This is a genomic window from Sphingopyxis sp. BE259 (genome assembly GCF_031457495.1).
Lineage (GTDB): Bacteria > Pseudomonadota > Alphaproteobacteria > Sphingomonadales > Sphingomonadaceae > Sphingopyxis.
In genome coordinates, this window is the sequence record NZ_JAVDWM010000001.1 from 556575 (window position 1) to 578901 (window position 22327).

A 22327-nucleotide genomic window follows, 5' to 3' on the forward strand; every position below is an offset into this window, starting at 1 on the left:
CGTCCCGTCTGAAATTTAGAGTTTGCGTCGGCGCAGCTGGCCGATGGTGTCGCGATTGACCACGCCGAACAGGAAGGCGCAACCAAAGAATATGAGCGCGCCCAGCCCGACGATCGCGCCCAGCGCAGCGATCCGTTCGAACACCCCGCCGACAAAGGCGTCGCCGGCCAGCGGGATCGCGAAACGCAGCGCCGCCGCCATTGCCGCTGCGGCCAGGATGATGCGCGCGATCCGGCCCGCGACCGGGCCGGTCAGGCGGAACAGGCCGCTGCGATGCAGGATGGCGTAAAGCATCGCGACATTGCACCATGCTGCGATCGATCCCGCCAGCGCCAGCCCGACGATCCCCAGCGACGGGATCAGCGCGAAATTGAGGCCGATGTTGATCACCAGCGAGATCGCCGCGGTCCACACGGGGGTGCGGGTATCCTTGCGGGCAAAGAAATTGGGCACCAGCACCTTGACCAGGACATAGGCCGGCAGGCCGACGACCAGCCCGCCGACCACGGCGCCGGTCGCCAGGCCGTCGGCCAGGCTATATTGGCCGCCGACATAGAAAGCGCTGGTGATCGCGGGGCCGGCGATGAACAGCGCGACGGCCGCCGGGACGGTCAGCAGCATCGCCAGTTCGACCGCGTTGCTTTGCAGGCGAAAGGCGCCGTCGCGGTCGTCCTGCGCCACGAATCGGGACAGCGCGGGCAGGATCGCGGTGCCGAGCGCGATACCGATAATACCCAGCGGCAGCTGGTTGAGGCGGTCGGCCATCGCCAGATAGGTGATGCTCTTGTCGGGCAGCATCGCGATGAAGAACAGATCGACGAAGCGGCTGATCTGATAGACCCCGGCGCCGAACACCGCGGGCAGGATCAGCACCCCCATTTCGCGCACCCCGGGGGTCAGCCGCGGGCGGTGCAGCGCGGGCTGAAAGCCCGAGCGCCGGACCCAAAAATAGAGCCAGACGAGCTGGAACAATCCGGCGATCGAGACCGAGATGGCAAGATACAGCCCGGTCCGTTCCTTTGCGTCCTCGCCGCCGTCGCCGGTTACCATGCCGATTAGCAGCGCGGCGACCAGGCAGATGTTGAGCAGGATTGGCGCCGCCGCCGCGGCGGCAAAGCGCGACAGGCTGTTGAGAATCGCCGCGAACAGCGTCGCGATGCTCATGAAGGCCAGATAGGGAAAGGCGATCCGCGCCATCGCGACCGCAAGGTCGAATTTCGTGCCATCCGCCCGCAACGCCTCGCTGGCGAACAGATGCATGATCCACGGCATGACGACCAGCAACAGGCCCGAAAAGATGATCAGGATCGGGATCAGCACCGCGAGTACCGCGTCGGCAAAGGTGCGCGCTTCGCTATGGTCGCCGTCCTTCGTCATCCGCTGGTTGAACAGCGGGACGAACGCGGCGGCAAAGGCGCCCTCGGCGAACAGGCGGCGAAAGATATTGGGGAGCTGGAACGCAAGCTGCCATGCATCGGCGATGCCGCCCGCGCCGAGGATACGGCTGAGCAGCATGTCGCGCGCGAATCCGAAAATGCGGCTGACCATCGTCAACCCGCCGATCGTCCCGACGCTCTTGACCAGGCTGCTCACCTCGTCAGCCCGCCCCGTCGATGGCGATTATGCCTGACCAACCGGCGCGACGTCGCCCGCCTGCTCGGCCTCGACTTGCTGGACCTGCTGCATGAACAGGCCGTGGAAATCGATCGGCTCCAGCAACAGCGGCGCGAAACCGCCATCGCGCACGGCATCGGCGACGACGCGGCGGGCAAAGGGGAACAGGATGCGCGGCGCTTCGGCCAGAAAAAACGGCTGCAACTGGTCCTCTGGGACGTTGCGAACGCCGAACAGGCCGGCATATTTCAGGTCGATCACGAACATGGTGCCCGCGTCAGCCTTTGACGTGACGTCGATCTTCAGCGTCACTTCGAACAGGCCGTCACCGACGCCGTCGGCGGCAATGTTGAACTGGACGTCGATCTGCGGCGCTTCCTGCCACTGATACACGGCGGGCGCGTTCGGGTTTTCGAACGACAGGTCTTTGACATACTGCGAAATCAGGCCGATCGCCGGGCTGGTGTCTTCACCATTGGGCTGCAGGGCGGGGTTGTTGATGTCGGCGCTGGTCTCGTCAGCCATGATGATATGCTTTCGCTCGATAGGATGAAACTGGGTCCCCGCCGCGGGCCGTGTCGGGATCGCGGCAGACGGTTGCGGCGGCGCTTAGCAGCGCCTGTCACCCAGCACAATGGGCGCGCGGCAGCGGTTCGGGCGGGGTGAATCGTTGACCTGCTGCGTTGCCGGGGCCATGGTGGTTTGAAACTTGGCCGTGCATCGCTTATGTATGGGCCGATATGTTTCCATTGCCCGCATTGGACTTTTGCCCGTGACTGCTTTTTCGATCGTCTTGCTCGCCATGATTGCCGCCTTCCTCGGCATGCGGCTCTATTCGGTGCTCGGCAAGCGCACCGGGCACGAGCAGGAACCCGTGCTGCCGCGCCGTGATGATCGGGCGGCGCCCGCGCCGGTGCGCCTGGACGATGGCGAAGCGCCCGCGCCGAGTGTCGGCGGCGCCGACACGTCGGGCCTCGTCTACGAACCTGCCGCCGAAATCGGATTGCGCCAGCTGCTCGCGAGCGACCGCAGTTTTGATGCCGGTCGCTTCATGGAGGGCGCCGAGGCCGCGTATCGAATGATTTCGGAGGCCTATTGGAGCGGCGATCGCGAGACGCTGCGCGACCTGTGTGACGACGATAGCTATGAAGCGTTCGTCGAAGCGATCGAAGCGCGCGACGCGCGCGGTGAAAAGCTCGACAACCGGCTGGTCGGCATCGATTCGGCGAAGATCACCGCGGTCGAAATGGATCGCAACGAAGCGCGCATCACCGTGCGCTATCAGGCGGACATCAGCGCCGTCACCCGCGACGCCGATGGCAAGATGATCGCCGGATCGATGAGCGATGCGTCGCGGACCGACGATCTGTGGACCTTCCGCCGCGGCATCGGCAGCAGCGATCCCAACTGGCTGCTCGACGAAATCGAAGCAGCCTGACTGCGGTGCTGACGATATTGTCGTCCGGGGCGCGCCGGACGCGCGCTTTCGGATTCATCTTGATCGCCGCGCTGCCGCTTTTGGCGGGGTGCGCGTCGGTGATCCCCGACACGGGCAGCCGCCCGGCGCCCGCCACGTCGGCGCCGGCACCAACTCCGACCCGTCCCGGCGCGACGCCGCGCCCCTATCAGCCGCGTCCGTCCGAAACCGGCGGGGTGGCCGCCCGCCCGATCCCGGCGACGCCGCGCGCTGCGTTGCCCACCGCCGCCGTCCCGGCGGACGCAACGACCGCGGCGACCAGCGGCGTCATCGCCGGTCCCGACTTCGCCAGCCTTGGCGTCACCGCCCAACAGGCGGTGACGGCCCTCGCGGCATTCCGCATCAGTTGCCCATCGGTCCAACGCCGCGCCGACGTTAGCGGGCTGACGCAGGGCGCCGACTGGACAGAAAGCTGCAACGCGGCGAAAAACTGGTCCGACGGTGACGCATCGGCTTTCTTCGCGCGCTATTTCGGCACGGTTCAGGTCGGCGCCGGAACCGCATTCGTCACCGGCTATTATGAACCCGAAATCGCCGGATCGCGCACCAAACGAGCGGGTTACGATGTCCCCATCTATCGTCGGCCCGCCGACTTGGTCGATGTCGATCTTGGTCAATTCTCCGACGAGCTGAAGGGCAAGACGATCCGCGGCCGCGTCGAGGGCAGCAAGCTGGGGCAATATTACGACCGCGCCGCGATCGAGAGCGGCGCGCTGGAAGGACGCGGGCTTGAAATCGCTTATGCCGCCGACGCCGCCGAATTCTTTTTCCTGCAAGTTCAGGGGTCTGGCCGCCTGCGCCTGCCCGACGGCGGCATCATGCGCATCGGTTATGACACGCAGAACGGCCGCGGCTATGTCGGGATCGGCAAGCTGCTGCTCGACCGCGGCGAATTGCAGCGCGGGCAGGCGTCGATGCAGGGCATCCTCGATTATCTGCGCGCCGATCCGGTGCGCGGCGCCGCGGTGATGAACGAAAATCCTAGCTGGGTGTTTTTCCGCGAGCTGACCGGTCCCGGCCCGCTTGGCGCGATGGGGCTGCCGGTGACGGGTCGCGCGAGTGTCGCCGCAGATCCCAAATATGTGCCGCTCGGCGCCCCCGTTTTCCTCTCGCTCGACCGCGCCGAACCCAATGGGTTGTGGATCGCGCAGGACACCGGCGGCGCGATCAAGGGCGCCAACCGCTTCGACAGTTTCTGGGGCGCAGGCGAGGATGCGCGCGCGATTGCCGGCGGTATGGCGGCGCGCGGTTCGGCGCTGTTGCTGCTGCCGCGCGCCAGCATCGCGCGGCTGATCCCGGCGCGCTGACGCCGCGATGGCGCGGCGGCTCGATCCCGACGAAAACGCGCTGTGGAAAAAGGTCGCGGCAACGGTGAAGCCGCTGGCCAAGGCGAAAGCGCCGCTTGCTCCAGTGGCCCCGCCGACGATCCGCCCGCCGCAGTCCACCCTGCGTAACACCGCCATCCCCGCGGCGCCCGCCCGCCCCGCAGCCAAGCTCCCGCAGCCGCGCCGCACTCACAGCGCCGCGACGCTCGACGGTCATTGGGATCGGCGGCTGCGGAAAGGGCTGGTCCGCCCCGACCTTAGCATCGACCTCCACGGGCATACGCTCGTCTCGGCGCAGGCGCTGCTCGACGACGCCATCGCCCGCGCCGTGATCCGCAGCGCGCGCGTGCTGCTCGTGGTCGCGGGGCGCCTTCGCCCGGGCGCTGACCGATTACCGCAAATGCACGGCGATCCGCGGCCGCGCGGCGCGATCCGCGCCTCGCTCCCCGACTGGCTCGCCCATTCGCCCCACGCAGACCAGATCGTCGCGCTGCGCCCGGCGCATGTCAGCCATGGCGGGGCAGGCGCCGTCTATGTGATTTTGCGACGCGCAAGAGACGATTAAAGGAAAGCCCGCATCAACACGCCTCTGTAAATCGCCGTCAGCTTGTGCAGATCGTCCACCGCCACCGCTTCGTCCAGCTTGTGCATCGTCGCGTTGGTCAGCCCGAATTCGACCACCGGGCACAGCGCGTGGAGGAAGCGCGCGTCCGACGTGCCGCCCGTCGTCGACATCTCCGCCACCACATCGGTCTCGGCATGGATCGCCTCGGCGACCAGCCCCGACAGTTCGCCAGGCGGGGTCAGGAACGCTTCGCCCGAAATCTTGCCCAGCACTTTGGCGGCGGGTTCGACGTCGTGCGCGACGCGTTCGATCATCGCGACCAGATCGGCACCCTTGTGCTGGTCATTGAAACGGATCGACAGCCGCGCGCGTGCCGATGCCGGGATGACGTTGGTCGCGCCATTGCCGACCTCGATGTCGGTAAATTCGATGTTCGACGGCTGAAACCAGTCGTTGCCGTCGTCCAGCGCCACCGCATCGATCGCCGCCATGATCCGCACCAGCTTGGGGATCGGATTGTCGGCGAGGTGCGGATAGGCGACATGCCCCTGCGTCCCCGGCACGTCGATCCAGATATTGACCGACCCGCGCCGGCCGATCTTCACCATATCGCCCAGCTTGTTGACGGACGTCGGCTCGCCGACGACGATCATGTCGGGGACGATGCCGCGCCCCGCCATATGCTCCATCAGCGCGCGGGTGCCGAAAATCGCCGGGCCTTCCTCGTCGCCGGTGATGATCAGGCTGATCGTCCCGGCATCGACCGGGGTCGCGGCGGCGGCGGCGACAAAGGCCGCGATCGATCCCTTCATGTCGACCGCGCCGCGGCCATAGAGCAGGTCGCCGCGAACTTCGGGGGCAAAGGCGTCCCCCGTCCAGCCAACCCCCGGCGGCACGACGTCGAGATGCCCGGCAAAGCCGAAATGCACGGGGCCGCTCCCCTGCCGCACCGCGAGCAGATTTTCGACCGGCCCGTCGGGTTCGATCCCGTCGATGAACCGCTCGACGGTAAAGCCCAGCGGCACCAGCGCCGCTTCCAGCACATCGAACACCGCACCGGTGGCGGGCGTGACGGAGGGCGCGGCGATCAGCGCTTGGGCCAGTTCGACGGGGTCAATGCTGTGGGTCATCCCGTCCTCTTACCCGTTCGTGTCGAGCGAAGTCGAGACACGTTGGCGTCCACGCATCTCGACTTCGCTCGATGCGAACGGCAAGAAGGTGGCGGAGGACTGCCATGCCCAAACTCGACCTCGCCGCGATTCCGCAAACCAACACCACCGGTTATCCCGCACCTTACGACGCTCCGGTCCAGGGCCGCTGGTATCGCCGGCTGGCCCCCGCGACCGGGCTCAGTGATTTCGCCGCCAGCCATGTCGTGCTGAAACCCGGCGCCTGGTCGTCGCAGCGCCACTGGCACGACGGCGAGGACGAGATGCTGGTGATGATTTCGGGCGAGGCGGTGCTGATCGAGGATGACGGCCGACACGCCATGCGGCCCGGCGACATCGCGGTGTGGCCGAAGGGCAGCACCAACGGGCATCATCTGGTCAACGAATCGGACGCCGACTGCGTGTTCGTCGCGCTGGGCGGCGGCAAGAAATATGACACCGGGGGCGGTTATTCGGACATCGACATGTTGTTTGGTCCGGACGGGTATTTCCGCAAGGACGGTACGCCGTATCCGACGAAGCGGATTCCGTGAGCGCCCAAGTTCGGTTTTGGGGTGGTGAGCGGTCATTGGCTTAACCTCCCCTCCCGCAAGCGGGAGGGGCAGCGAGACTTACGAACTTGTTCGTTAGTCGCAGCGGGGTGGGCCTTTGCAACGTCGCTGCCCACCCCCGACCCCTCCCGTCTGCGGGAGGGGAGACCATGTCCACAATCGGTTGAAGGCCGCCCTTTAAGAATTTCGCGCAGAGGCCGCAGAGAACGCGGAGATGTTGACGTTTTCTCTCTGCGTTCTCTGCGGCCTCTGCCCGAATCTCCGAACAGACTGACAACCACAACCGATCGCTAACCGACGCGCCCTACCCCTGCTCCGGCCCCTCGAACTTCTCGATCACCCAATCTTCGGCCTGTGCGCCGCCGATCCATTCCTGCATGCACGGATGGCTGATCACCGCCTGCATATAGGCAAGGGCAAAGGGTGGCAGCGGGATTGAATAAGTGATGAAGCGCGAGACGACCGGGGCGAACATGATATCGGCGGCGGACCAGTCGCCGAACAGATAATCGCCTTCGCTGCCGAACCGCGCCCGCGCTTCGGCCCAGATTTGCAGGATGCGGACGACATCGGCCTGCACCTCGGGAAGCAGCGGCGCGGCGGGGTAGATGCGGCGGATGTTCATGCTGTGATTACGCCGCAGCGCCGCAAAGCCCGAATGCATTTCGGCCGCCATTGACCGCGCCATGGCGCGTGCCGCCATTTCGTCGGGCCAGTATCCGCGCTTCCCGCCGGTCTTTTCGTTGAGGTAATCGACGATCGCCAGGCTGTCCCAGACGACGATGTCGTCGCCGTCCCACAGGATCGGCACCTTGCCGCCCGAGGGCGCGAACTCGTCGCCTTCGCGGCGCTGGTTCCAGGCCTCGTCATACAGCGGAACGGTGATTTCCTCGAACGACAGGCCGCTATGCTTGGCGGCGAGCCAGCCGCGCAGGCTCCAGCTGGAATAGGCCTTGTTGCCGATGAACAGTTTCATGGGGTCTCCCTAACCCCTCTCCCCTTGGGGGAGAGGGTTGTGCAGGCTTGGCAGCTTGCTGCCTAGCCGAAGCTGGGTGAGGGGTGTCAACCTTTGCGGCCACAGCCCTCACCAAGTTTCGGTAACGGACAAGTCCGCAACCTCCACTATCCTCTCCCCCAAGGGGAGAGGATTATTAGATTTCCACCGCCTCCAGCACCGCGGTGCGCAGTTCGGCGATCCCCATGCCCTTTTCGCTGCTGGTCACGATCACCTCGGGGTGCGCGGCGGGGTGCTTGCGGGCTTCGGCCTGTGACGCGGCATGAACCGCGGCCAGCTCGCTCGCCTTGATCTTGTCGGCCTTGGTCAGCACCAGCCGATAGCTGACCGCGGCGGTGTCGAGCATTTCGATGAACTCGCGGTCGACGTCCTTGATCCCGTGGCGGCTGTCGATCAGCACGAGCGTGCGTTTCAGTACCGCGCGCCCGCGCAAATAATCGTTGATCAGGAAGCGCCATTTCCTGACGACATCCTTGGGCGCCTTGGCAAAGCCATAGCCGGGCATATCGACCAGCCGGAACACGAGCGGTTCGCCGACGTCGAAATAGTTGAGCTCCTGCGTCCGCCCCGGGGTCACCGACGTGCGCGCGAGGCCGTTGCGGTTGGTCAGCGCGTTGAGCAGCGACGATTTGCCGACGTTCGAGCGCCCCGCAAAGGCGATTTCGGGCATCGTCGGGTCGGGCAGATGCTGGAGCGCCGGCGCCGATTTCAGGAAGGTGATCGGTCCCGAAAACAGCTTGCGCGCGCGTTCCGCCCGTTCGGGGTCGGCGCCGGGTTCAAGGTCGCTATCGCTCACGTCGCCGCCTGCGCCTTCAACGCCGGGAACTTGCGGTACATCCACTGCTGCTGGCCGATCGACAGGATGTTGTTGGTGATCCAGTAGAGCAGCAGGCCCGCCGCGAACGGCGCCATGATGAACATGAACAGCCACGGCATGATCTTGAACACCTGTTGCTGGACCGGATCGGTCGCTTGCGGGTTCAGGCGGAACTGCGCCCACATGGTGATGCCCAGGATGACCGCGAGGACGCCGATCGCCAGGATCGACGGCGGGGTGAAGGGCAAGAGGCCGAACAGGTTCAGGATGTGCAGCGGATCGGGCGCCGACAGATCCTTGATCCACAGGATGAACGGCTGGTGACGCATTTCGATCGCCAGCATCAGCACCTTGTACAGCGCGTAAAAGATCGGGATCTGGATCAGGATCGGCAGACAGCCCGCCAGCGGATTGATCTTTTCGTCCTTATAGAGCTTCATCAGCTCCTGCTGCATCTTGGGCTTGTCGTCCTTGAAGCGTTCCTGCAGCGCCTTCATCTTCGGCTGCACGACGCGCATCTGCGCCATCGACGAAAATTGCCGGTTGGCGATTGGGAACATCAGCAAGCGGATGATCAGCGTCAGCGCCATGATCGCGACGCCGAAATTGCCGACCTGCAGGAACAGCCAGTGGAGCAGCTTGAAGATCGGCACCGCAAAAAATTCGAACCAGCCCCAATCGATCGCGTTCGACAGGCGGGTAATGCCCAGCTTGTCCTGATAATTCTCCAGGATCTCGACTTCCTTGGCACCGGCAAAGATGCGGCTGGTGGTCGTGATCTGCTGGCCGGGGGCGACCTGCGCGAAATCGCGCGCGAACAGCGTCTGGTAATTGTTGGCGCTCGGCGAACTGATCGCCGCGGTCACCCGCTCGCCCTTGGCGGGAACGACCGCCGCGAGCCAATATTTGTCGGTAAAGCCCAGCCAGCCTGCCGAATTATAACGCACGGTGCGGTTCGGCGCTTCCTCCAGATCCTCGTAATCCGTGTCGAACACCGACTTGCCGTCGAGATAGCCGGTTGGTCCGACATGGATCGTCCAGCTGTCGACCTCATGCGGGTCGGTCGGCTTGCCGAGGCGGTCGATCAGCGCAAAGCTGCTCGCGCTCACCGGCGTGGTGCCGGTGTTGGCGATCGTCTGTTTCGCGGTGATCAGATAATTGGCGTCGATGCTATATTCGATGCGGAACGTCTGGCCGGTGCCATTGGCCCAGCTCAGCGCCACCGGGGTCGTCGGGGTCAGCTTGGCGCCGGTCGCGGTCCACAGTGTCGTCGGCCCCGGCACCTGAACGCCCTGCGCCGCCCAGCCGATGCTGGCGAAATAGGCGGCCTTGGTGCCGCCCGGCGCGAACAGGCGAACCGGCGGCGAATCCTTGGCGATCGTCTGGCGATATTTGGTCAGCGTGATGTCGTCGATGCGTGCCCCGACCAGGTTGATCGAACCCGCCAGCGCGGGGGTTTCGATCGGCACCCGGTTGCCCTCGGCCAGCGCCGCCTCGACCGGGCGGATCGCCTGCGCTGCCGTGGTGGCGGGCGCGGTAGCAGTGGGCAACGCGCTCGGCTGGCCCTGCGCCGCGGGGGTCGTGGCGGGGGTGCCATTGGCGCCTGCGACAGTCGTCGTCACATCGGGCTTGGCGGGGGTCGGGAAAAACTGCGCCGAGACGAAGTTCCAGCCCAGCAGGATGGCCACCGACAATAAAATTGCCGCGATCAGGTTACGCTTGTCGTCCACGCTGCTTGGTCTCTCTTCGTCTCAAAAATGTCGGGGAATACCGTTCAGGGAACGGGGTCGTGGCCGTGGCCGCCCCAAGGATGGCAGCGCAATAGCCGCTTTGTCGCGAGCCAGCCACCCTTGATCGCACCATGGCGCGACAGCGCCGTGATCGCATAGGCGCTGCACGAGGGCGAGTAGCGGCAGGTGGGGGGGAGCAGGCGCGAGGGGCCGAGCTGCCACCCGCGCGCGATCAGGATGAGCAATTTGGCGATCATGCCGGAAGCCCGGAAAACTGCCGAAGTTTACTCGCGATTCTTCCCATTTCGTCACCCCGGACTTGATCCGGGGTCCATTGCCAACGGCGCCGCATGGACCCCGGATCAAGTCTGGGGTGACGAAGGAGGGGGTGCAGCGTCATCGCGCCAATTTCTTCGCCGCGCGCGTCAGCGCCGAATCGAGCTGCTCGCCTAGCTCCGCAAAGACGATGTCGTTGCCCCCGGGGCGCCCGATCAGCACATGGTCGGCGCCGGCAATCCCCGATTCGGGCAGCGCCGCGCGGCACAATTCGCGCAGCCGGCGCTTCATCCGGTTGCGGGTGACGGCGTTGCCGACTTTCTTGCTGACGGTATAGCCGATGCCGATCGCGTCATCGGCGTCGCCGCGCTGGCGGACGAGCAGGACAAAGCCGGGCATAGGAAAGCGAAGGCCGCGGTTGGCGGCTAGAAATTCGCTGCGTTTTGAAAGCGTTCGCACCAGCTTTACTGGCGCAGAAGCGTCAGCGGTCAGGCCGACAGCTTCTTGCGGCCCTGGGCACGGCGGTTGGCGAGAATCTTGCGACCGCCGACCGTCGCCTTGCGGGCGCGGAAACCGTGGCGACGGGCGCGCACGAGGTTGCTCGGTTGAAAGGTACGCTTCATCGCGGTTGTCCCTAAATCTCTTGCAAGGCTCTAACAGAAAAGGGCCGCCAAACGTGGGCGGCCACTGATGAAGGCGCGGATAAGCGAGAGTCGGGGCAAAGTCAATCGGCCCTGATCGCGTTCGGCGATCAAACGACATGGTCACGGTTTTCCAGCGCTTCCCGCTCGCGCCGCCGCGCTGCGCTGGTCCGCCGCATCACGCGGTCGGTCCAGGCGGCATAGCGCGGGTGGCGGCGCTTGAACCGCACATAGATGCGCTTCGCCCACGCGCTGTTCTGCAGGCACAGCATCAGCCCGACGGGGAACAGGATCAGAAAGCCCGGACCGGGCAGCACCCCGACGATCGGCGATAGCGCGATCAGCACGGCGCCCAGCCCGAACAGGGCCAGCCGCACCTGCGCGGTCGATCGCAATCGCTGGTAAAGGCTGCGCTTTGCCATAGGGGCGATGTGGGTAGGACAGCGCCGTACGGCAAGACTAAAACAGCTGGGCGAGGCAGCGACCCCCGCATTCGCCCCGGCCCAGCGGTCTTTTGCAACGCTTCGGCCAGCGTACCACCGACGCAAAGGAACGATCTATTCACACCACCGTTGCCGAAAATATCGAAATTGGAGGGCAGTTGGCCCTCGTGTCGGAGAGAGAGAATGAAAAAGCTTCTGACGATTTTTGCGATCAGCGGGTCGATGTTTTTCCTGTCTGCGTGCAATACCGTTGACGGCGCAGCAAAGGACGTTGAATCGGTCGGCGACTGTGCCGATGGTGTTCAGGGCAACTGCTAGGCGCTAGCAACGCCCGACCAATGATGATCAGTTGAGCGCGACGAACCGCGCCATATCGTCGCGGTTCAGATAGCGCACTTGGTCGAATGGCGTCGCGTTGGTGAGCGCGTAAAAGCTGCGCGCCTTTGCTTCGTCCATTCCCATTTCGCGGTAATAGCCGAGATATTCCGCGTGGACCGGGTCGCCGGCGGCATAATCATTGGCCTCGCGCCCGGTGTCGTCGGCCCAGCTATGGACCCCGAATTCGGCATCCGCAGCGGCACGGCGGGTGATTCCGGCGAGCCAAAGCTCGACCGCGCCCGACCGCACCGAACCGCCACTCGGGACGACGGTTTCCAGCCCCGCGCGGCGGATCGCGCGTGCGAGAATCAGATTGGCTTCCTCGTCGAGGCTGCCGGGGCAGTCGATCATTTCGAGGCGCTTGAGGCCGGGATGGGCTGCGAGCATCGCGGCGAACTGGCGCGGTGTTGCCGATGTCACGTCGCCCGCCATGCGGACGGTAGCGGCATCGATTACCGCAAAGGGACCGTAATGCGCCTTGGCCCGGCCCAGCGTCGCCAGTGTCGCGGCGGGCGCATAACGACGGGTTGCCGCCATGTCGGCGTCGTCGGCCAGCCCTTCGTCATCGAGCAGCGCGGCATCTTCGTCGATCGCCGTGTCATCGGCTTCGTCATCAAATGCGACGTCGCTGCCGCCGTCCCCCGCGTCGTCCCACGTCCAACTTACCGTCGTGGTGACGGTAAAGCCCTGCTGCGCGTGCGCCGGGGCGAACGCCAGCACCGCCGCGCAAAGCGCGATGAAAAAGCTGCGGACGAGAGCGGTTGGCGACATCATGCCCCGGCTCTCGCGCACGCGCGCCTATCAAGGCGTCAATCGGCGCGGTCAGCGCGCCATTAACCCCGTTATGGGACGACCGGCCCGGTTCTTGGTCCTGCGCGCTCAGTCCTGCTCGCATAACGCGGCGAGCTGGTCGGCGCATGCGCCCCACCCGTCCTCGAAACCCATTTCGGCGTGGCGCCGTGCCGCTTCCTCGTCCCAATGGCGCGCGGTGGCGGTATAGCGGGTGCCGCCGTCTTCGGCGGCGATTTCCCAGCATCCGACCATGAATGGCGCGGCAGGCATATATTGCCCGTCGGCGCCGATGGTGAAGGCGTCGGTCGATACAAAGCGCACGCCCGGCGTCACCTCCAGAAAAATGCCCTCGTGCGGATGCTGCTCGCCGTCGGGGCCGTGCATGACAACGCTGGTGCGGCCGCCGGCGCGCCATTCCTGGACCAAAAATTCGGCGCGCCATGGCACCGGGCACCACCATTCGGCTTGGCGCTCGGTCAACATATGCCACACTTTTTCAGGCGGCGCGGCGATATGCCGGGTGATCGTCAGCGCCCAGCCATTGTCAGTGGTTGCGGTCATCATAAACTCCTTTAACAATCAGTCGCGGCCCGACACGTCGAGCGGGAAAAAGCTGCGGTACGGGCGAGCTTCCTCAATGCATCGCGATACGCTCGGCCGTGCGAGCAGGCGGGCGCGATAGGCCCGCACCCGCGGATAGCGGGCGTCGATCGGATGGACCCAGTCGGCATAGAACAGCGCGGGCGCCGCCGAACAGTCGGCCAGCGAAAAGCCATGCGGGGTCGCCCAGCCATCGCCCGGCAGCTGCGTTTCGAGCCAGCCATAGGCTTTCTCAAGCAGGTCGCGGGCGCGCGCGATGCGGACCGGGTCGGGGGTTTCGGTGATAAAGGGCAGATGCTCGGCGACCACCGCCTGAAAACGCGCCTGGAAGTGGTTGTCGAATATCCGGTCGAGAAACCGGATGGTCAGCGCCGCCTGCGGGTCGGCGGGGATCAGGCGGGGTTCAGCGCGCAGCTGATCGAGATATTCGATGATGATGCTGGATTCGAACCGCGGGCGCCCGTCGTGGACGATCAGCGGGAATTGCCCGACCGGCCAATGGGCTTTCAATTCTTCGTAATGGGTAAAAGGCGCTTCGTTTTCGAGTGCGCGATAGTCGAATTCGATGTCCTTTTCATACAGCGCGATCAGTGCCTTCCACGCGTAGGACGAAAAGGGGTGGCCATAGAAAATCAGCATCGCTCAACCCTTCACCGCAGCTTCGATGGCGGCGACGTCGATCTTGGTCATCGTCATCATCGCCTCGAACGCGCGCTTGGCCACCGCCGGGTCGGGGTGCGCCATCGCATCGGTCAGCACCCGCGGGGTGATCTGCCAATTCAGGCCCCATTTGTCCTTACACCAGCCGCAGGCGCTGGTCGCGCCGCCGTTGTCGACGATCGCGTTCCAGTATCGGTCGGTTTCTTCTTGGGTGTCGGTATGAACCTGAAACGAGAAGGCTTCGCTGTGCGGAAATATCGGCCCGCCGTTGAGCCCGACGCACGGAACGCCCAACACGGTGAACTCGACGGTCAGCGCGTCGCCCGCTTTGCCGCCCGGAAAATCGCTCGGCGCATGATGGACCGCACCGACATGGCTGTCGGGGAAGGTCACGGCATAGAATTTGGCCGCGTCTTCGGCGTCCTTGTCGTACCACAGGCACAGGCTGACCGGGGTGCTGTTGCTGCTCATCGTCCGTTTCCTCTCATCCCGTTTCGCGTTGGCCCGCTCATTGTCGCGGCCCGACAAAGCCGACTGCGGCGCCCTGCGGATCGATGGCATTCATCGCAAATTCGCCGCCGGGGATTTCCATCGGTTCGCTGGTGACGTTGCCGCCATTCGCGGTCACTGCGGCGTGGGCGCGGTCGATGTCATCGACCCCGATATAGAAATTCCACACCGGTGCCGGATAGCCGGTCATCAGCGGCATCACCGCGCCCAGCCCGACGTCGCCGCGCTGGATGAAACGATAGGCGCCTAGTTCGCCCATCGGCATCTCGCCGTGCTGCTGCCAGCCGAAATGCTTCCGGTAAAAGGCGACCGCGGCGTCGGGGTCGGACGTCGCCAGCTCGTTCCAGCGCATATGCTGCGCTTCGGTGACCGAAAATACGTCGCTTGCCATGCCCTCCATGCCCGGCGGCGCGATCGGCGCCATGATATAGAAGGGCGCCCCCTGTGGATCGGTGACCATCGCGATGCGGCCCACGGGCAGGTCGGTCGCGGGCATCTGCACCGCGCCACCGTCGGCGGTGATTGCGGCCAGCGCCGCATCGACATCGGTCACCTCGAGATAGCCGAACCAGCCGGGCCGCGCCCCGCCTGCCAGCATATCGGCGTTCAGCGCCAGCACGCCCCCGGCGTTGCCGCCGTCGCTGCGCCCGATCATCCGATAATCCATGGCACCGGCCGCGGGGTCGGCGTGGCTCGCGATCGTCCAGCCGACCACCGCGCCGTAAAAGGATGCGGCACCGCCTGGATCGCTGGTCATCAGCTCGTACCAGATGAAGTTGGCGGGGTTGCTCATCGTCTCTCTCCTCTGCTTTTACGTCGTCACGCCTCGACGATCGGGGCAAAGCCGCCATAGATCATCCGCTTGCCGTCGAAGGGGACGTCGCTGCCGTCGGGCTGCATCCGGTCATCGGCCATGACCTTTTCCCAGCCCGCGACGCGGGTTTCCTTATCCGGCCATTCGACCCAGCTGAACACGACGGTTTCGCCGTCCTGCTTGTGCGCGGCGCGGGCAAAATCGGTCACTTTGCCATCGGGGACATCGTTGCCCCACGCCTCGACGACGCGTGTCGCGCCATGGTCGCGGAACACCTGCGACGCCTTTTCGGCGAGCGCGCGATAGGCGTCCTTGTTGCCGTCGGGGACGGGCAGGACATAGCCGTCGGCATAACCCATCGTGCCGCCCGCGGCGTCATCGACGATCGAATCGAATCCGCCAATGATCATCCGCTTACCGTCGAAGGGCATCTCGCCGCCCATCGCTGCCATGCGCGGGTCGCTCATCATCTTGTCATTCGCCGCGTCGCGGGTCGCCTTGTCGGGATATTCGAACCAGCTGAACACGACCGTCTCATCTTCATTCGCCTGCACCGCGCCCTTGAAATCATTGATCTTGCCGTCGGGCACATCGTCGCCCCACGCTTCGACCATCCGTGCCACGCCAAATTCCTTGAACAACGGCGCCGCATCGGCGGCATGTTTGCGATAGGCTTCCTTGTTGGCGGTCGGCACCGCGACCACAAATCCTTCTACATAGGTCATCTTGTCTCTCCTTAGGGGGGTGGGAGTCGGGGGTTTTCAGGCGGCGGGTGGTCCCGCTTCGTCGCTGAAAGCGGCCAGCTGCGCGTCCATCGCGCGCTGAAAGGCGGGGCGGGCAAGGCAGCGATCGAGATAGGCCTGCAACCGCGGTTGTTCGGCGATCAGGCCCGCCTCGACGGCTTCGCGCAGCACCGTCGCCATCGCGATGTCGGCGATGGTGAAGTCGCCGGCCAGATAGTCCTTGTCGCCGATCGCATCGTTCAGGCGGCCGAGCCGACCCTGGATGAACTCGATCAGGCTCGGTCGGCGCAGCTTGGCCCAATCCTCTTCGGCGGCAAAGATGTCGACATTGCCCAATTCGAACAGCATCGGCTCGACGCTGTTATAGGCGGCGAACAGCCACGCCAGTGTATTGGCGCGCGCCTGCGGATCGCGTGGCATCAGCCGGGCATCCTTTTCTGCCAGATGGAGCAGGATCGCGCCGCTTTCGAACAGGCGGACGCCGCCGTCGTTCAGCACCGGCACCTGGCCCCACGGCTGGAACAGGAAATGATCGGCAGGGCGATTGATCGCGCTGATCAGATGTTCGGCATAATCGAGCCCGATTTCCTCGCACGCCCAGCGCGGCCGGAGGTCGCGGACGTAACCGCGGGCGAAATCGGGCACCCAGTCGAAGGCGGTGACTTCGATGTTGGCATCGGGGTTGACGGGCATGGCTTAATTCCTCTTCCCTTTGATATAGGCGACAATCGCCATCGCGTGGCCGTGGCCCAGGTCGAAATCACCCTTCAGCCAGTCGATCACCGCGCCGGGTTTGACCCCGGGGGCGAGGTCGTCGGCGTCGGCCAGACCTTTGGCGATCGCCAGCGCCTTCATATCGTCCGCCGACTTGCCGGTCTTGGTTTCGACATTGTCGAGATAGGCTTGGAAACTCATCATCGGTCTCCCGTCGGGAAGGGAACGGCGGCCTTTGCAAGGGTGGCCGTCCGCTCCCCTCCGCGGTTCGGTCAGGCGGTGGCTTCGGCGGGCTCGCCAGCGGGGATCGCGTTAGGATCCATCCACATCACTTCCCAGATATGGCCGTCGGAATCTTCGAAGCTGCGGCCGTACATGAAGTCGCCATAGTCCTGGGTCGGGGTCGGGTCGGCCTTGCCACCCGCGGCGGTCGCCCTGGCGACTTGTGCGTCGACATCGGCGCGGCTGTCGGCGGATACGCAGAGCAGGACTTGTGCGGTGGTGTGCGCGTCGGGGATCGCTTTCGAGGTGAAGGTCGACCATTTTTCATGGGTCAGCAGCATGACGTGGATCGACCCTTCGGCCACGACCATGCAGGCGGCGGTGTCGTCGGTGAAAGCGGGATTGTTGGCCGCGCCGACCGCTTCATAAAAGGCCTTCGACTTTTCGAGGTCGGTGACCGGCAGGTTCACAAAAATCATCTGGGGCATCGTCTCTCTCCTTTGGTAGTTTTGACGGGTCAGCGCGGCGGCGCCGGCGGGGCAATTACCCGCGTCATGGTGCCCGCCGCTCGTCGAACAGCATCCGGACATAACGCTTCAGATGGGTGACGCTTTCCCGCGCAATCGCCGGGTCGTTCGTCGTTTTGGCCAGAATGAAGCTGCCTTGCAGCACCGCCTGGATATGTTGCGCCAGACCGAGTGCGGTAACGTCTTCGGGCGCGCCGTATCGTACCATAGTCGCCTCGATGTCGGGGGTCAGCGCGTCGCAATAGGCGTTGATGCTCGCCTCGCACGCGGCGCGGATCGCGTCGCTGGTGGCAAAGGCTTCCTGCACCATCGTGCCGACGAAGCAGGTGAATTCCTCGACCGGGCCGTCGAGCATTGCAAAGCGGAAATCGATATGGCCGATCAGTCGAGCGAGCGGGTCGTCCAGCTTGGTGTGCGGCGGCATTTCGAACATCGGCCGCGCGCGCTCGGTCCACGCTTCGGCCGCCGCGACCGCCAGCGCCTCCTTCGATGCGAAATGATGGAAAAAGGCGCCCTTGGTGACTCCGGCAGCGGTGCAGATCTGATCGACCGTCGTCGCGGCATAGCCTTGCTTGCGGACCGTGGTGTGCGCCGCGGCGATCAGCGCAGCGCGGGCGCTGCCGCGCGGGGCGCGGACCGCGGCGATGCCCGCGCCGACGCCGCCGATCGCGGCATCGGCGGGGCGAGCTTGAGAATCGGAGGTGGGCTGATTCGGGTTCATGCTCATTGTCATACCGACTGGTTGGTATGTTGTCAAATCGCGTCTAACCGGGGCTCCGCGCGACACCCCCGCCGTCGCGAGCGCAGGGTTTCCGCCAAGGTTCGAAAAAGACTCGACCTTTCCGATGATCGCAGCCACAAGCGTGAGAACAAACAGGGGACATTATGGTCGCAATCGTTTCCACCGTCGCCTATCTGGGGCTCGAAGCGCGCGGGGTCGAAGTGCAGTGCCAGATCACCCCCGGCGTGCCGCGTTTCGTCGTCGTCGGCCTGCCCGACAAGGCGGTCGGCGAAAGCCGCGAGCGCGTCCGCGCCGCAATCGCCGCAATCGGCCTCGCGCTGCCGCCCAAGGTCATCACGGTGAATCTGTCGCCCGCCGACCTGCCCAAGGAAGGCTCGCACTACGACCTGCCGATCGCGCTAGCGCTGCTCGGCGCGATGGGGGTCGTCGATCCCGAAACGCTCAGCGCTTATGTGGTGGTCGGCGAACTCGGCCTAGACGGCCGCGTCGCCGCCTCGCCCGGCGTGCTGCTCGCCGCGCTCCATGCGGGGAGCCGGGAGCGCGGGCTGATCTGCCCGGTCGCGCAAGGGCCAGAGGCGGCGTGGGCCGGCAATGTCGAGGTGCTCGCGGCGCCCGACCTGCTGTCGCTGCTCAATCATTTCAAGGGCAACGCGCTGCTGGCGCCGCCGCGCCCGGGCGAGGTCGAGCAACCGCAGCGGATGGCCGATCTGGCGCAGGTGAAGGGGCAGGAGGTCGCCAAGCGCGCGCTGGAGATCGCTGCGGCGGGCGGGCATAATCTGTTGATGGTCGGGCCGCCGGGGGCGGGCAAGTCGCTGATGGCGGCGTGCCTGCCCGGCATCCTCCCCGATCTCGATCCCGGCGAAGCGCTGGAGGTGTCGATGATCGCATCCGTCGCGGGCGGGCTGGAGGGCGGGCGGCTGATCCGCGCGCGGCCGTTCCGTTCGCCGCACCACAGCGCGTCGATGCCCGCGCTGGTCGGCGGCGGGCTGCGGGTGCGGCCGGGCGAAGTCAGCCTCGCGCATCTGGGCGTGCTGTTCCTCGACGAGTTGCCCGAATTTCAACGCACCGTGCTCGACAGCCTGCGCCAGCCGCTGGAGACCGGCGAGGTCAGCGTCGCGCGCGCCAACGCGCATGTGACCTTTCCGGCGCGGGTGCAGATGGTCGCGGCGATGAACCCGTGCCGCTGCGGCCATCTCGGCGATCCGGCGCTCGCGTGCAGCCGCGCGCCGCGCTGCGCCGCCGATTACCAGGCCAAGGTGTCGGGCCCGCTGCTCGACCGCATCGACCTGCATGTCGAGGTGCAGGCGGTCAGCGCCGCCGACCTCGTCCTGCCGCCCCCCGCCGAGGGCAGCGCCGAAGTCGCCGCCCGCGTCGCCGCGGCCCGCGCGCGCCAGACCGCGCGCTACGCCGATCACAAGGCGCGCACCAACGCCGAAATCGACGGCGAACTGATGGAGGCCGTCGCCACCCCCGACGACGCGGGGCGCCAATTGCTGGCGCAGGCGGCCGAGGCGATGCGGCTGTCGGCGCGCGGCTATACCCGGATCCTGCGCGTGGCGCGGACGATCGCCGACCTTGCGGGCGCCGAGGCGGTGGGGCGCATCCATATCGCTGAGGCGTTGAGCTATCGGCGGCAGGCGCCGAGGAGTTGAAGCTCGCGTTCGACGCCCCGATCATCGAATGGCGCGGCCCGCCGCCCTATTTGTTCGTTGCCGTTCCTGACCATCTGGTCGGTGAGGTGGCTTATGCGGCGCGCGAGGTCAGCTATGGCTGGGGCATGGTTCCGGCAACGGTACGGATCGGCCGAACCGATTTCACCACCGCGCTGTTCCGGCGCGGCGACACCTATATGCTGCCGATCAAGGTTGCGGTGCAGCGCGCCGAGGGAGTCGGGTTCGGCGACCGCGTCGCCGTCACGATGCAGGTCGACAGCGTCAGTCGGCGCTGAGTTCGCTGCCAAGTTTCAGTACCGCGCGCCCGTCGAGCATTGCGATCAGATAGGCGGGGTTGGCGGCCGATCCGTTGCGGACGATGCAAGTGCCCTTGATGATGCGCTCGACGCGGTGCTCGAAGCGTTCAGCGATCCGGCCATGGCCCTCCCCGCGGCCCCACGCCCAATGGACATGGGTGTCGATGGCGAACTGATGCGCGGTCATGCCGGTCCGACGCCCGCCGGGGTCAGATGCCGAGCGCCGACTTGTTCTCGACGACTTCCAGCGGCGGCGGCGCTTTTGCGGCCATCGCGCCGTGGCGGCGGTGCGACAATTTGCCGTCGACCTTGCCGCCGTTTTCGATCGTGATCGTCTCGTAGGTCACGTCGCCGGTGATCCGCGCGGTGGCGTGGACGATCAGCGTCTTGGCCTCGATCGATCCGTCGAGCAGCCCCGCGATCTTCGCCGTTTCGGCGGTGACGGCGCCCTTGATCTCGCTCGCCTCGCCCTGGACCAGGTTGGCGCATTTCAGGTCGCCGTCGATCTTCCCATCGACGTGCAGGTCGACGCTGGCGGCGACATTGCCGGTGACCACGACGTCCGATCCCAGGATCGAAAAGGTGGTGTGACGCGCACCGGTCGCCATCTTAGCGGGCACCCCGGGCAGTGATGGCACCGACTCGCTGTCGGGCATCGTCTTTGACTTCGAGAACATCGGCTTTGGCCTCCAGGAAGCGGCGCGGATTGACCGCGACGCCGTTCAGACGGACTTCGAAATGCAGGTGGCTGCCGGTCGAACGGCCGGTCGAGCCCATTTTGGCGATTTGCTGGCCGGCGGCAACTTGCGACCCGACCTTGGACGTAAAGCCCGACAAGTGGGCATAGCGGGTCATGATGCCCTGGCCATGGTCGACCTCGACAACATTGCCGTAACCCGACTTGGTGCCGACAAAGCTGACGCGGCCGGGAGCAGCGGCAAGGATCGGGGTGCCGATCGGGCCGCGAAAGTCGAGCCCGGCGTGCATCGCACCGGCGCCAGTGAACGGATCGCTGCGATAGCCGAAGCCCGACGACATCATCAGCACGTCGGCAGGGTTGCCCGAGGGCACGGCGACGAGGGTGCGTTCGAGCACTTCCATGCGGAACAGCGCGCCTTCGAGTGCGGCGAACGACGGACCGAGCGCCTTTGCCTTGCCCATGCGGCCCTTGTAAGGGATGAACGGACCACCGCGACCGCTGGCGGCGCCGCGCACGATCGCCGCGGGATTGAGCCCCAGCTTGGCGACGGCTTCTTCGGCATTGGCGGCGCGGATGTTCACCGCGGCGAGCAGGCGGCTGGCAAAGCGTTCCTGCCGCGCTTCGAGGCGGGCGAGCGCTTGCGCCTCGGGGGGCAGGTTCGCGTCGATCGCGCTGGTTTTCAGCGGTTCGGCTTTTGCCGGTGCATTGGCGGCCGGTTCGGCGGTCGTGGCGGCGGGCTGCGCCGCCATCGCTTCGGTATCGATGCCGAAATGGGTTTCGGCGACCCCTTCGAGCAGCGCCTGCCGCTCTTCGAGGTCAGCGGCGGTTTCGGCGACATTGTCGCGATATTTGGCGATGCGCGCTTCGGATGCGGCGGCGGCAGCTTGTTGCTGCGCGACCGCGGCGCGTTCGCCCGAACTCATGAGCTGGTTGACCAGCACCGCCAGCGTCGCTCCGGCCCAGGCAAGCAGGACGACCGCCGCGATCAGCGCGACGCGCTTTTGCCAGACGGCGCTGATTCGCAGGAAGCGGACGTGGCCGTGCGTGCGAACGAAGATTTCATGGTCCTGAAACAGCGCAGAGAAGCGCTGGCGCCAATGGCGCAGGCCCGTTGATTTCGATGACAAGTGGCGACCCCATCTTGTTGTTATAAGGAGCCCTCCGCCCCGATTGATGGGCGCCTTAACAGGCCGTTTGCCGTGCGGCGAATCATTGCGGGCGGACTCGCGCCGAGTCGAACTCAACCTGCGGTGAACGGTGTCAAACGGCGGGAACGCTGCCATTTTAGCCGGAAATTCGCCGCGAATCGGCAAAATATATTGACGGCTTGCTT

Annotated in this window: 30 protein-coding genes and 1 pseudogene; 7 read left to right on the forward strand and 24 right to left on the reverse strand. The window is 65.6% G+C overall.

What is annotated here, in order from left to right; genetic code table 11:
* Window positions 1-15: 15 nt before the first annotated feature.
* Entirely contained in the window at window positions 16-1593 is a 1578-nt protein-coding gene (murJ, locus tag J2X44_RS02690) for a murein biosynthesis integral membrane protein MurJ (RefSeq protein WP_310087728.1), read from the reverse strand.
* A gap of 27 nt (window positions 1594-1620) precedes the next feature.
* Window positions 1621-2139 (reverse strand): protein-export chaperone SecB, encoded by a 519-nt coding sequence (secB, locus tag J2X44_RS02695; RefSeq protein WP_310087729.1) that lies wholly within the window; start codon window positions 2137-2139, stop codon window positions 1621-1623.
* 205 nt (window positions 2140-2344) lie between these two features.
* Here secB and J2X44_RS02700 point away from each other — a divergent pair, with 205 nt between their 5' ends.
* The 3 genes from J2X44_RS02700 to J2X44_RS02710 all read left to right on the forward strand — a co-directional run bounded on the left by J2X44_RS02700 (window position 2345) and on the right by J2X44_RS02710 (window position 4981).
* A complete protein-coding gene (locus J2X44_RS02700) occupies window positions 2345-3052 on the forward strand; it encodes a Tim44/TimA family putative adaptor protein (protein WP_310087730.1) in 708 nt (235 codons plus the stop codon).
* Window positions 3053-3123: 71 nt separating this feature from the next.
* Window positions 3124-4398 (forward strand): murein transglycosylase A, encoded by a 1275-nt coding sequence (locus tag J2X44_RS02705; RefSeq protein ID WP_405053389.1) that lies wholly within the window; start codon window positions 3124-3126, stop codon window positions 4396-4398.
* Window positions 4399-4405: 7 nt separating this feature from the next.
* The gene (locus tag J2X44_RS02710) at window positions 4406-4981 is read left to right on the forward strand and encodes a Smr/MutS family protein (protein WP_310087732.1); all 576 of its coding nucleotides are present in this window, start codon (window positions 4406-4408) and stop codon (window positions 4979-4981) included.
* Here J2X44_RS02710 and dapE read toward each other — a convergent pair.
* Window positions 4978-6111 (reverse strand): succinyl-diaminopimelate desuccinylase, encoded by a 1134-nt coding sequence (gene dapE / locus J2X44_RS02715; protein ID WP_310087733.1) that lies wholly within the window; start codon window positions 6109-6111, stop codon window positions 4978-4980. The genes J2X44_RS02710 and dapE overlap by 4 nt on opposite strands.
* Before the next feature lie 104 nt (window positions 6112-6215).
* On the opposite strand from dapE, the gene J2X44_RS02720 reads away from it, so the two are divergent.
* A complete protein-coding gene (locus tag J2X44_RS02720) occupies window positions 6216-6683 on the forward strand; it encodes a cupin domain-containing protein (protein WP_310087734.1) in 468 nt (155 codons plus the stop codon).
* 322 nt (window positions 6684-7005) lie between these two features.
* Here the strand turns inward: J2X44_RS02720 and J2X44_RS02725 are convergent, their stop codons facing one another.
* From J2X44_RS02725 to J2X44_RS02755, 7 genes are all read right to left on the reverse strand, one after another.
* Complete coding sequence (locus J2X44_RS02725; RefSeq protein WP_310087735.1) at window positions 7006-7677, reverse strand: glutathione S-transferase family protein; 672 nt, start codon at window positions 7675-7677, stop codon at window positions 7006-7008.
* A gap of 175 nt (window positions 7678-7852) precedes the next feature.
* Entirely contained in the window at window positions 7853-8512 is a 660-nt protein-coding gene (gene yihA / locus J2X44_RS02730) for a ribosome biogenesis GTP-binding protein YihA/YsxC (protein WP_310087736.1), read from the reverse strand.
* A complete protein-coding gene (gene yidC / locus J2X44_RS02735; RefSeq protein WP_310087737.1) occupies window positions 8509-10263 on the reverse strand; it encodes a membrane protein insertase YidC in 1755 nt (584 codons plus the stop codon). The genes yihA and yidC overlap by 4 nt, the downstream gene beginning before the upstream one ends.
* A 44-nt stretch (window positions 10264-10307) precedes the next feature.
* Window positions 10308-10520: a membrane protein insertion efficiency factor YidD gene (gene yidD / locus J2X44_RS02740; protein ID WP_120215070.1), complete on the reverse strand. Its 213-nt coding sequence runs from the start codon at window positions 10518-10520 to the stop codon at window positions 10308-10310.
* A gap of 139 nt (window positions 10521-10659) precedes the next feature.
* Complete coding sequence (rnpA, locus tag J2X44_RS02745) at window positions 10660-10998, reverse strand: ribonuclease P protein component (RefSeq protein ID WP_310087738.1); 339 nt, start codon at window positions 10996-10998, stop codon at window positions 10660-10662.
* Window positions 10999-11027: 29 nt separating this feature from the next.
* Window positions 11028-11162 (reverse strand): 50S ribosomal protein L34, encoded by a 135-nt coding sequence (rpmH, locus tag J2X44_RS02750; protein ID WP_039570342.1) that lies wholly within the window; start codon window positions 11160-11162, stop codon window positions 11028-11030.
* A gap of 128 nt (window positions 11163-11290) precedes the next feature.
* Complete coding sequence (locus tag J2X44_RS02755; protein ID WP_310087739.1) at window positions 11291-11602, reverse strand: hypothetical protein; 312 nt, start codon at window positions 11600-11602, stop codon at window positions 11291-11293.
* 204 nt (window positions 11603-11806) lie between these two features.
* Between J2X44_RS02755 and J2X44_RS02760 the strand changes: the two genes are divergently transcribed.
* Window positions 11807-11941 (forward strand): Entericidin EcnA/B family protein, encoded by a 135-nt coding sequence (locus J2X44_RS02760; RefSeq protein ID WP_120215071.1) that lies wholly within the window; start codon window positions 11807-11809, stop codon window positions 11939-11941.
* Between the two features lie 27 nt (window positions 11942-11968).
* Here the strand turns inward: J2X44_RS02760 and J2X44_RS02765 are convergent, their stop codons facing one another.
* The 11 genes and pseudogenes from J2X44_RS02765 to J2X44_RS02815 all read right to left on the reverse strand — a co-directional run bounded on the left by J2X44_RS02765 (window position 11969) and on the right by J2X44_RS02815 (window position 18304).
* On the reverse strand, window positions 11969-12772 hold the full coding sequence (locus tag J2X44_RS02765) for an alpha/beta hydrolase (RefSeq protein WP_310249186.1): 804 nt from the start codon (window positions 12770-12772) through the stop codon (window positions 11969-11971).
* 108 nt (window positions 12773-12880) lie between these two features.
* The gene (locus tag J2X44_RS02770) at window positions 12881-13354 is read right to left on the reverse strand and encodes an SRPBCC domain-containing protein (RefSeq protein WP_310087741.1); all 474 of its coding nucleotides are present in this window, start codon (window positions 13352-13354) and stop codon (window positions 12881-12883) included.
* An 18-nt stretch (window positions 13355-13372) separates the two neighbouring features.
* Window positions 13373-14032 carry a glutathione S-transferase family protein gene (locus tag J2X44_RS02775; protein ID WP_310087742.1) on the reverse strand — a complete coding sequence of 220 codons (660 nt, stop codon included), beginning with the start codon at window positions 14030-14032 and terminating at the stop codon, window positions 13373-13375.
* 3 nt (window positions 14033-14035) lie between these two features.
* Entirely contained in the window at window positions 14036-14524 is a 489-nt protein-coding gene (locus tag J2X44_RS02780) for a VOC family protein (protein ID WP_310087743.1), read from the reverse strand.
* Between the two features lie 37 nt (window positions 14525-14561).
* Window positions 14562-15356, reverse strand: coding sequence for a VOC family protein (locus J2X44_RS02785; protein ID WP_310087744.1), 795 nt, complete (start codon window positions 15354-15356; stop codon window positions 14562-14564).
* 26 nt (window positions 15357-15382) lie between these two features.
* The gene (locus J2X44_RS02790) at window positions 15383-15736 is read right to left on the reverse strand and encodes a DUF1428 domain-containing protein (RefSeq protein WP_310088318.1); all 354 of its coding nucleotides are present in this window, start codon (window positions 15734-15736) and stop codon (window positions 15383-15385) included.
* Window positions 15737-15805: 69 nt separating this feature from the next.
* A pseudogene (locus J2X44_RS02795) lies at window positions 15806-16102 on the reverse strand (DUF1428 domain-containing protein); the annotation flags it as partial.
* A gap of 36 nt (window positions 16103-16138) precedes the next feature.
* On the reverse strand, window positions 16139-16813 hold the full coding sequence (locus tag J2X44_RS02800) for a glutathione S-transferase family protein (protein WP_310087746.1): 675 nt from the start codon (window positions 16811-16813) through the stop codon (window positions 16139-16141).
* Window positions 16814-16816: 3 nt separating this feature from the next.
* Window positions 16817-17035 (reverse strand): DUF4287 domain-containing protein, encoded by a 219-nt coding sequence (locus J2X44_RS02805; protein ID WP_310249189.1) that lies wholly within the window; start codon window positions 17033-17035, stop codon window positions 16817-16819.
* A 71-nt stretch (window positions 17036-17106) separates the two neighbouring features.
* The gene (locus J2X44_RS02810; protein ID WP_310087750.1) at window positions 17107-17544 is read right to left on the reverse strand and encodes a VOC family protein; all 438 of its coding nucleotides are present in this window, start codon (window positions 17542-17544) and stop codon (window positions 17107-17109) included.
* 64 nt (window positions 17545-17608) lie between these two features.
* Window positions 17609-18304, reverse strand: a complete 696-nt coding sequence (locus tag J2X44_RS02815; protein ID WP_310087752.1) for a TetR/AcrR family transcriptional regulator — start codon at window positions 18302-18304, stop codon at window positions 17609-17611.
* Window positions 18305-18468: 164 nt separating this feature from the next.
* Here J2X44_RS02815 and J2X44_RS02820 point away from each other — a divergent pair, with 164 nt between their 5' ends.
* Entirely contained in the window at window positions 18469-19977 is a 1509-nt protein-coding gene (locus J2X44_RS02820) for a YifB family Mg chelatase-like AAA ATPase (RefSeq protein WP_310087753.1), read from the forward strand.
* Complete coding sequence (locus J2X44_RS02825; protein WP_310087754.1) at window positions 19974-20273, forward strand: DUF1905 domain-containing protein; 300 nt, start codon at window positions 19974-19976, stop codon at window positions 20271-20273. The genes J2X44_RS02820 and J2X44_RS02825 overlap by 4 nt, the downstream gene beginning before the upstream one ends.
* Here the strand turns inward: J2X44_RS02825 and J2X44_RS02830 are convergent.
* From J2X44_RS02830 to J2X44_RS02840, 3 genes are read right to left on the reverse strand one after another with little or no spacing between them, the layout of a single operon-like run.
* The gene (locus J2X44_RS02830) at window positions 20260-20481 is read right to left on the reverse strand and encodes a DUF2945 domain-containing protein (protein WP_310087755.1); all 222 of its coding nucleotides are present in this window, start codon (window positions 20479-20481) and stop codon (window positions 20260-20262) included. The two genes, J2X44_RS02825 and J2X44_RS02830, sit on opposite strands and share 14 nt — an antisense overlap.
* A 22-nt stretch (window positions 20482-20503) precedes the next feature.
* Window positions 20504-20902 (reverse strand): polymer-forming cytoskeletal protein, encoded by a 399-nt coding sequence (locus J2X44_RS02835; protein ID WP_194954412.1) that lies wholly within the window; start codon window positions 20900-20902, stop codon window positions 20504-20506.
* 1 nt (window position 20903) lies between these two features.
* Window positions 20904-22121, reverse strand: coding sequence for a M23 family metallopeptidase (locus tag J2X44_RS02840; RefSeq protein WP_310087759.1), 1218 nt, complete (start codon window positions 22119-22121; stop codon window positions 20904-20906).
* Between the last annotated feature and the right edge of the window lie 206 nt (window positions 22122-22327).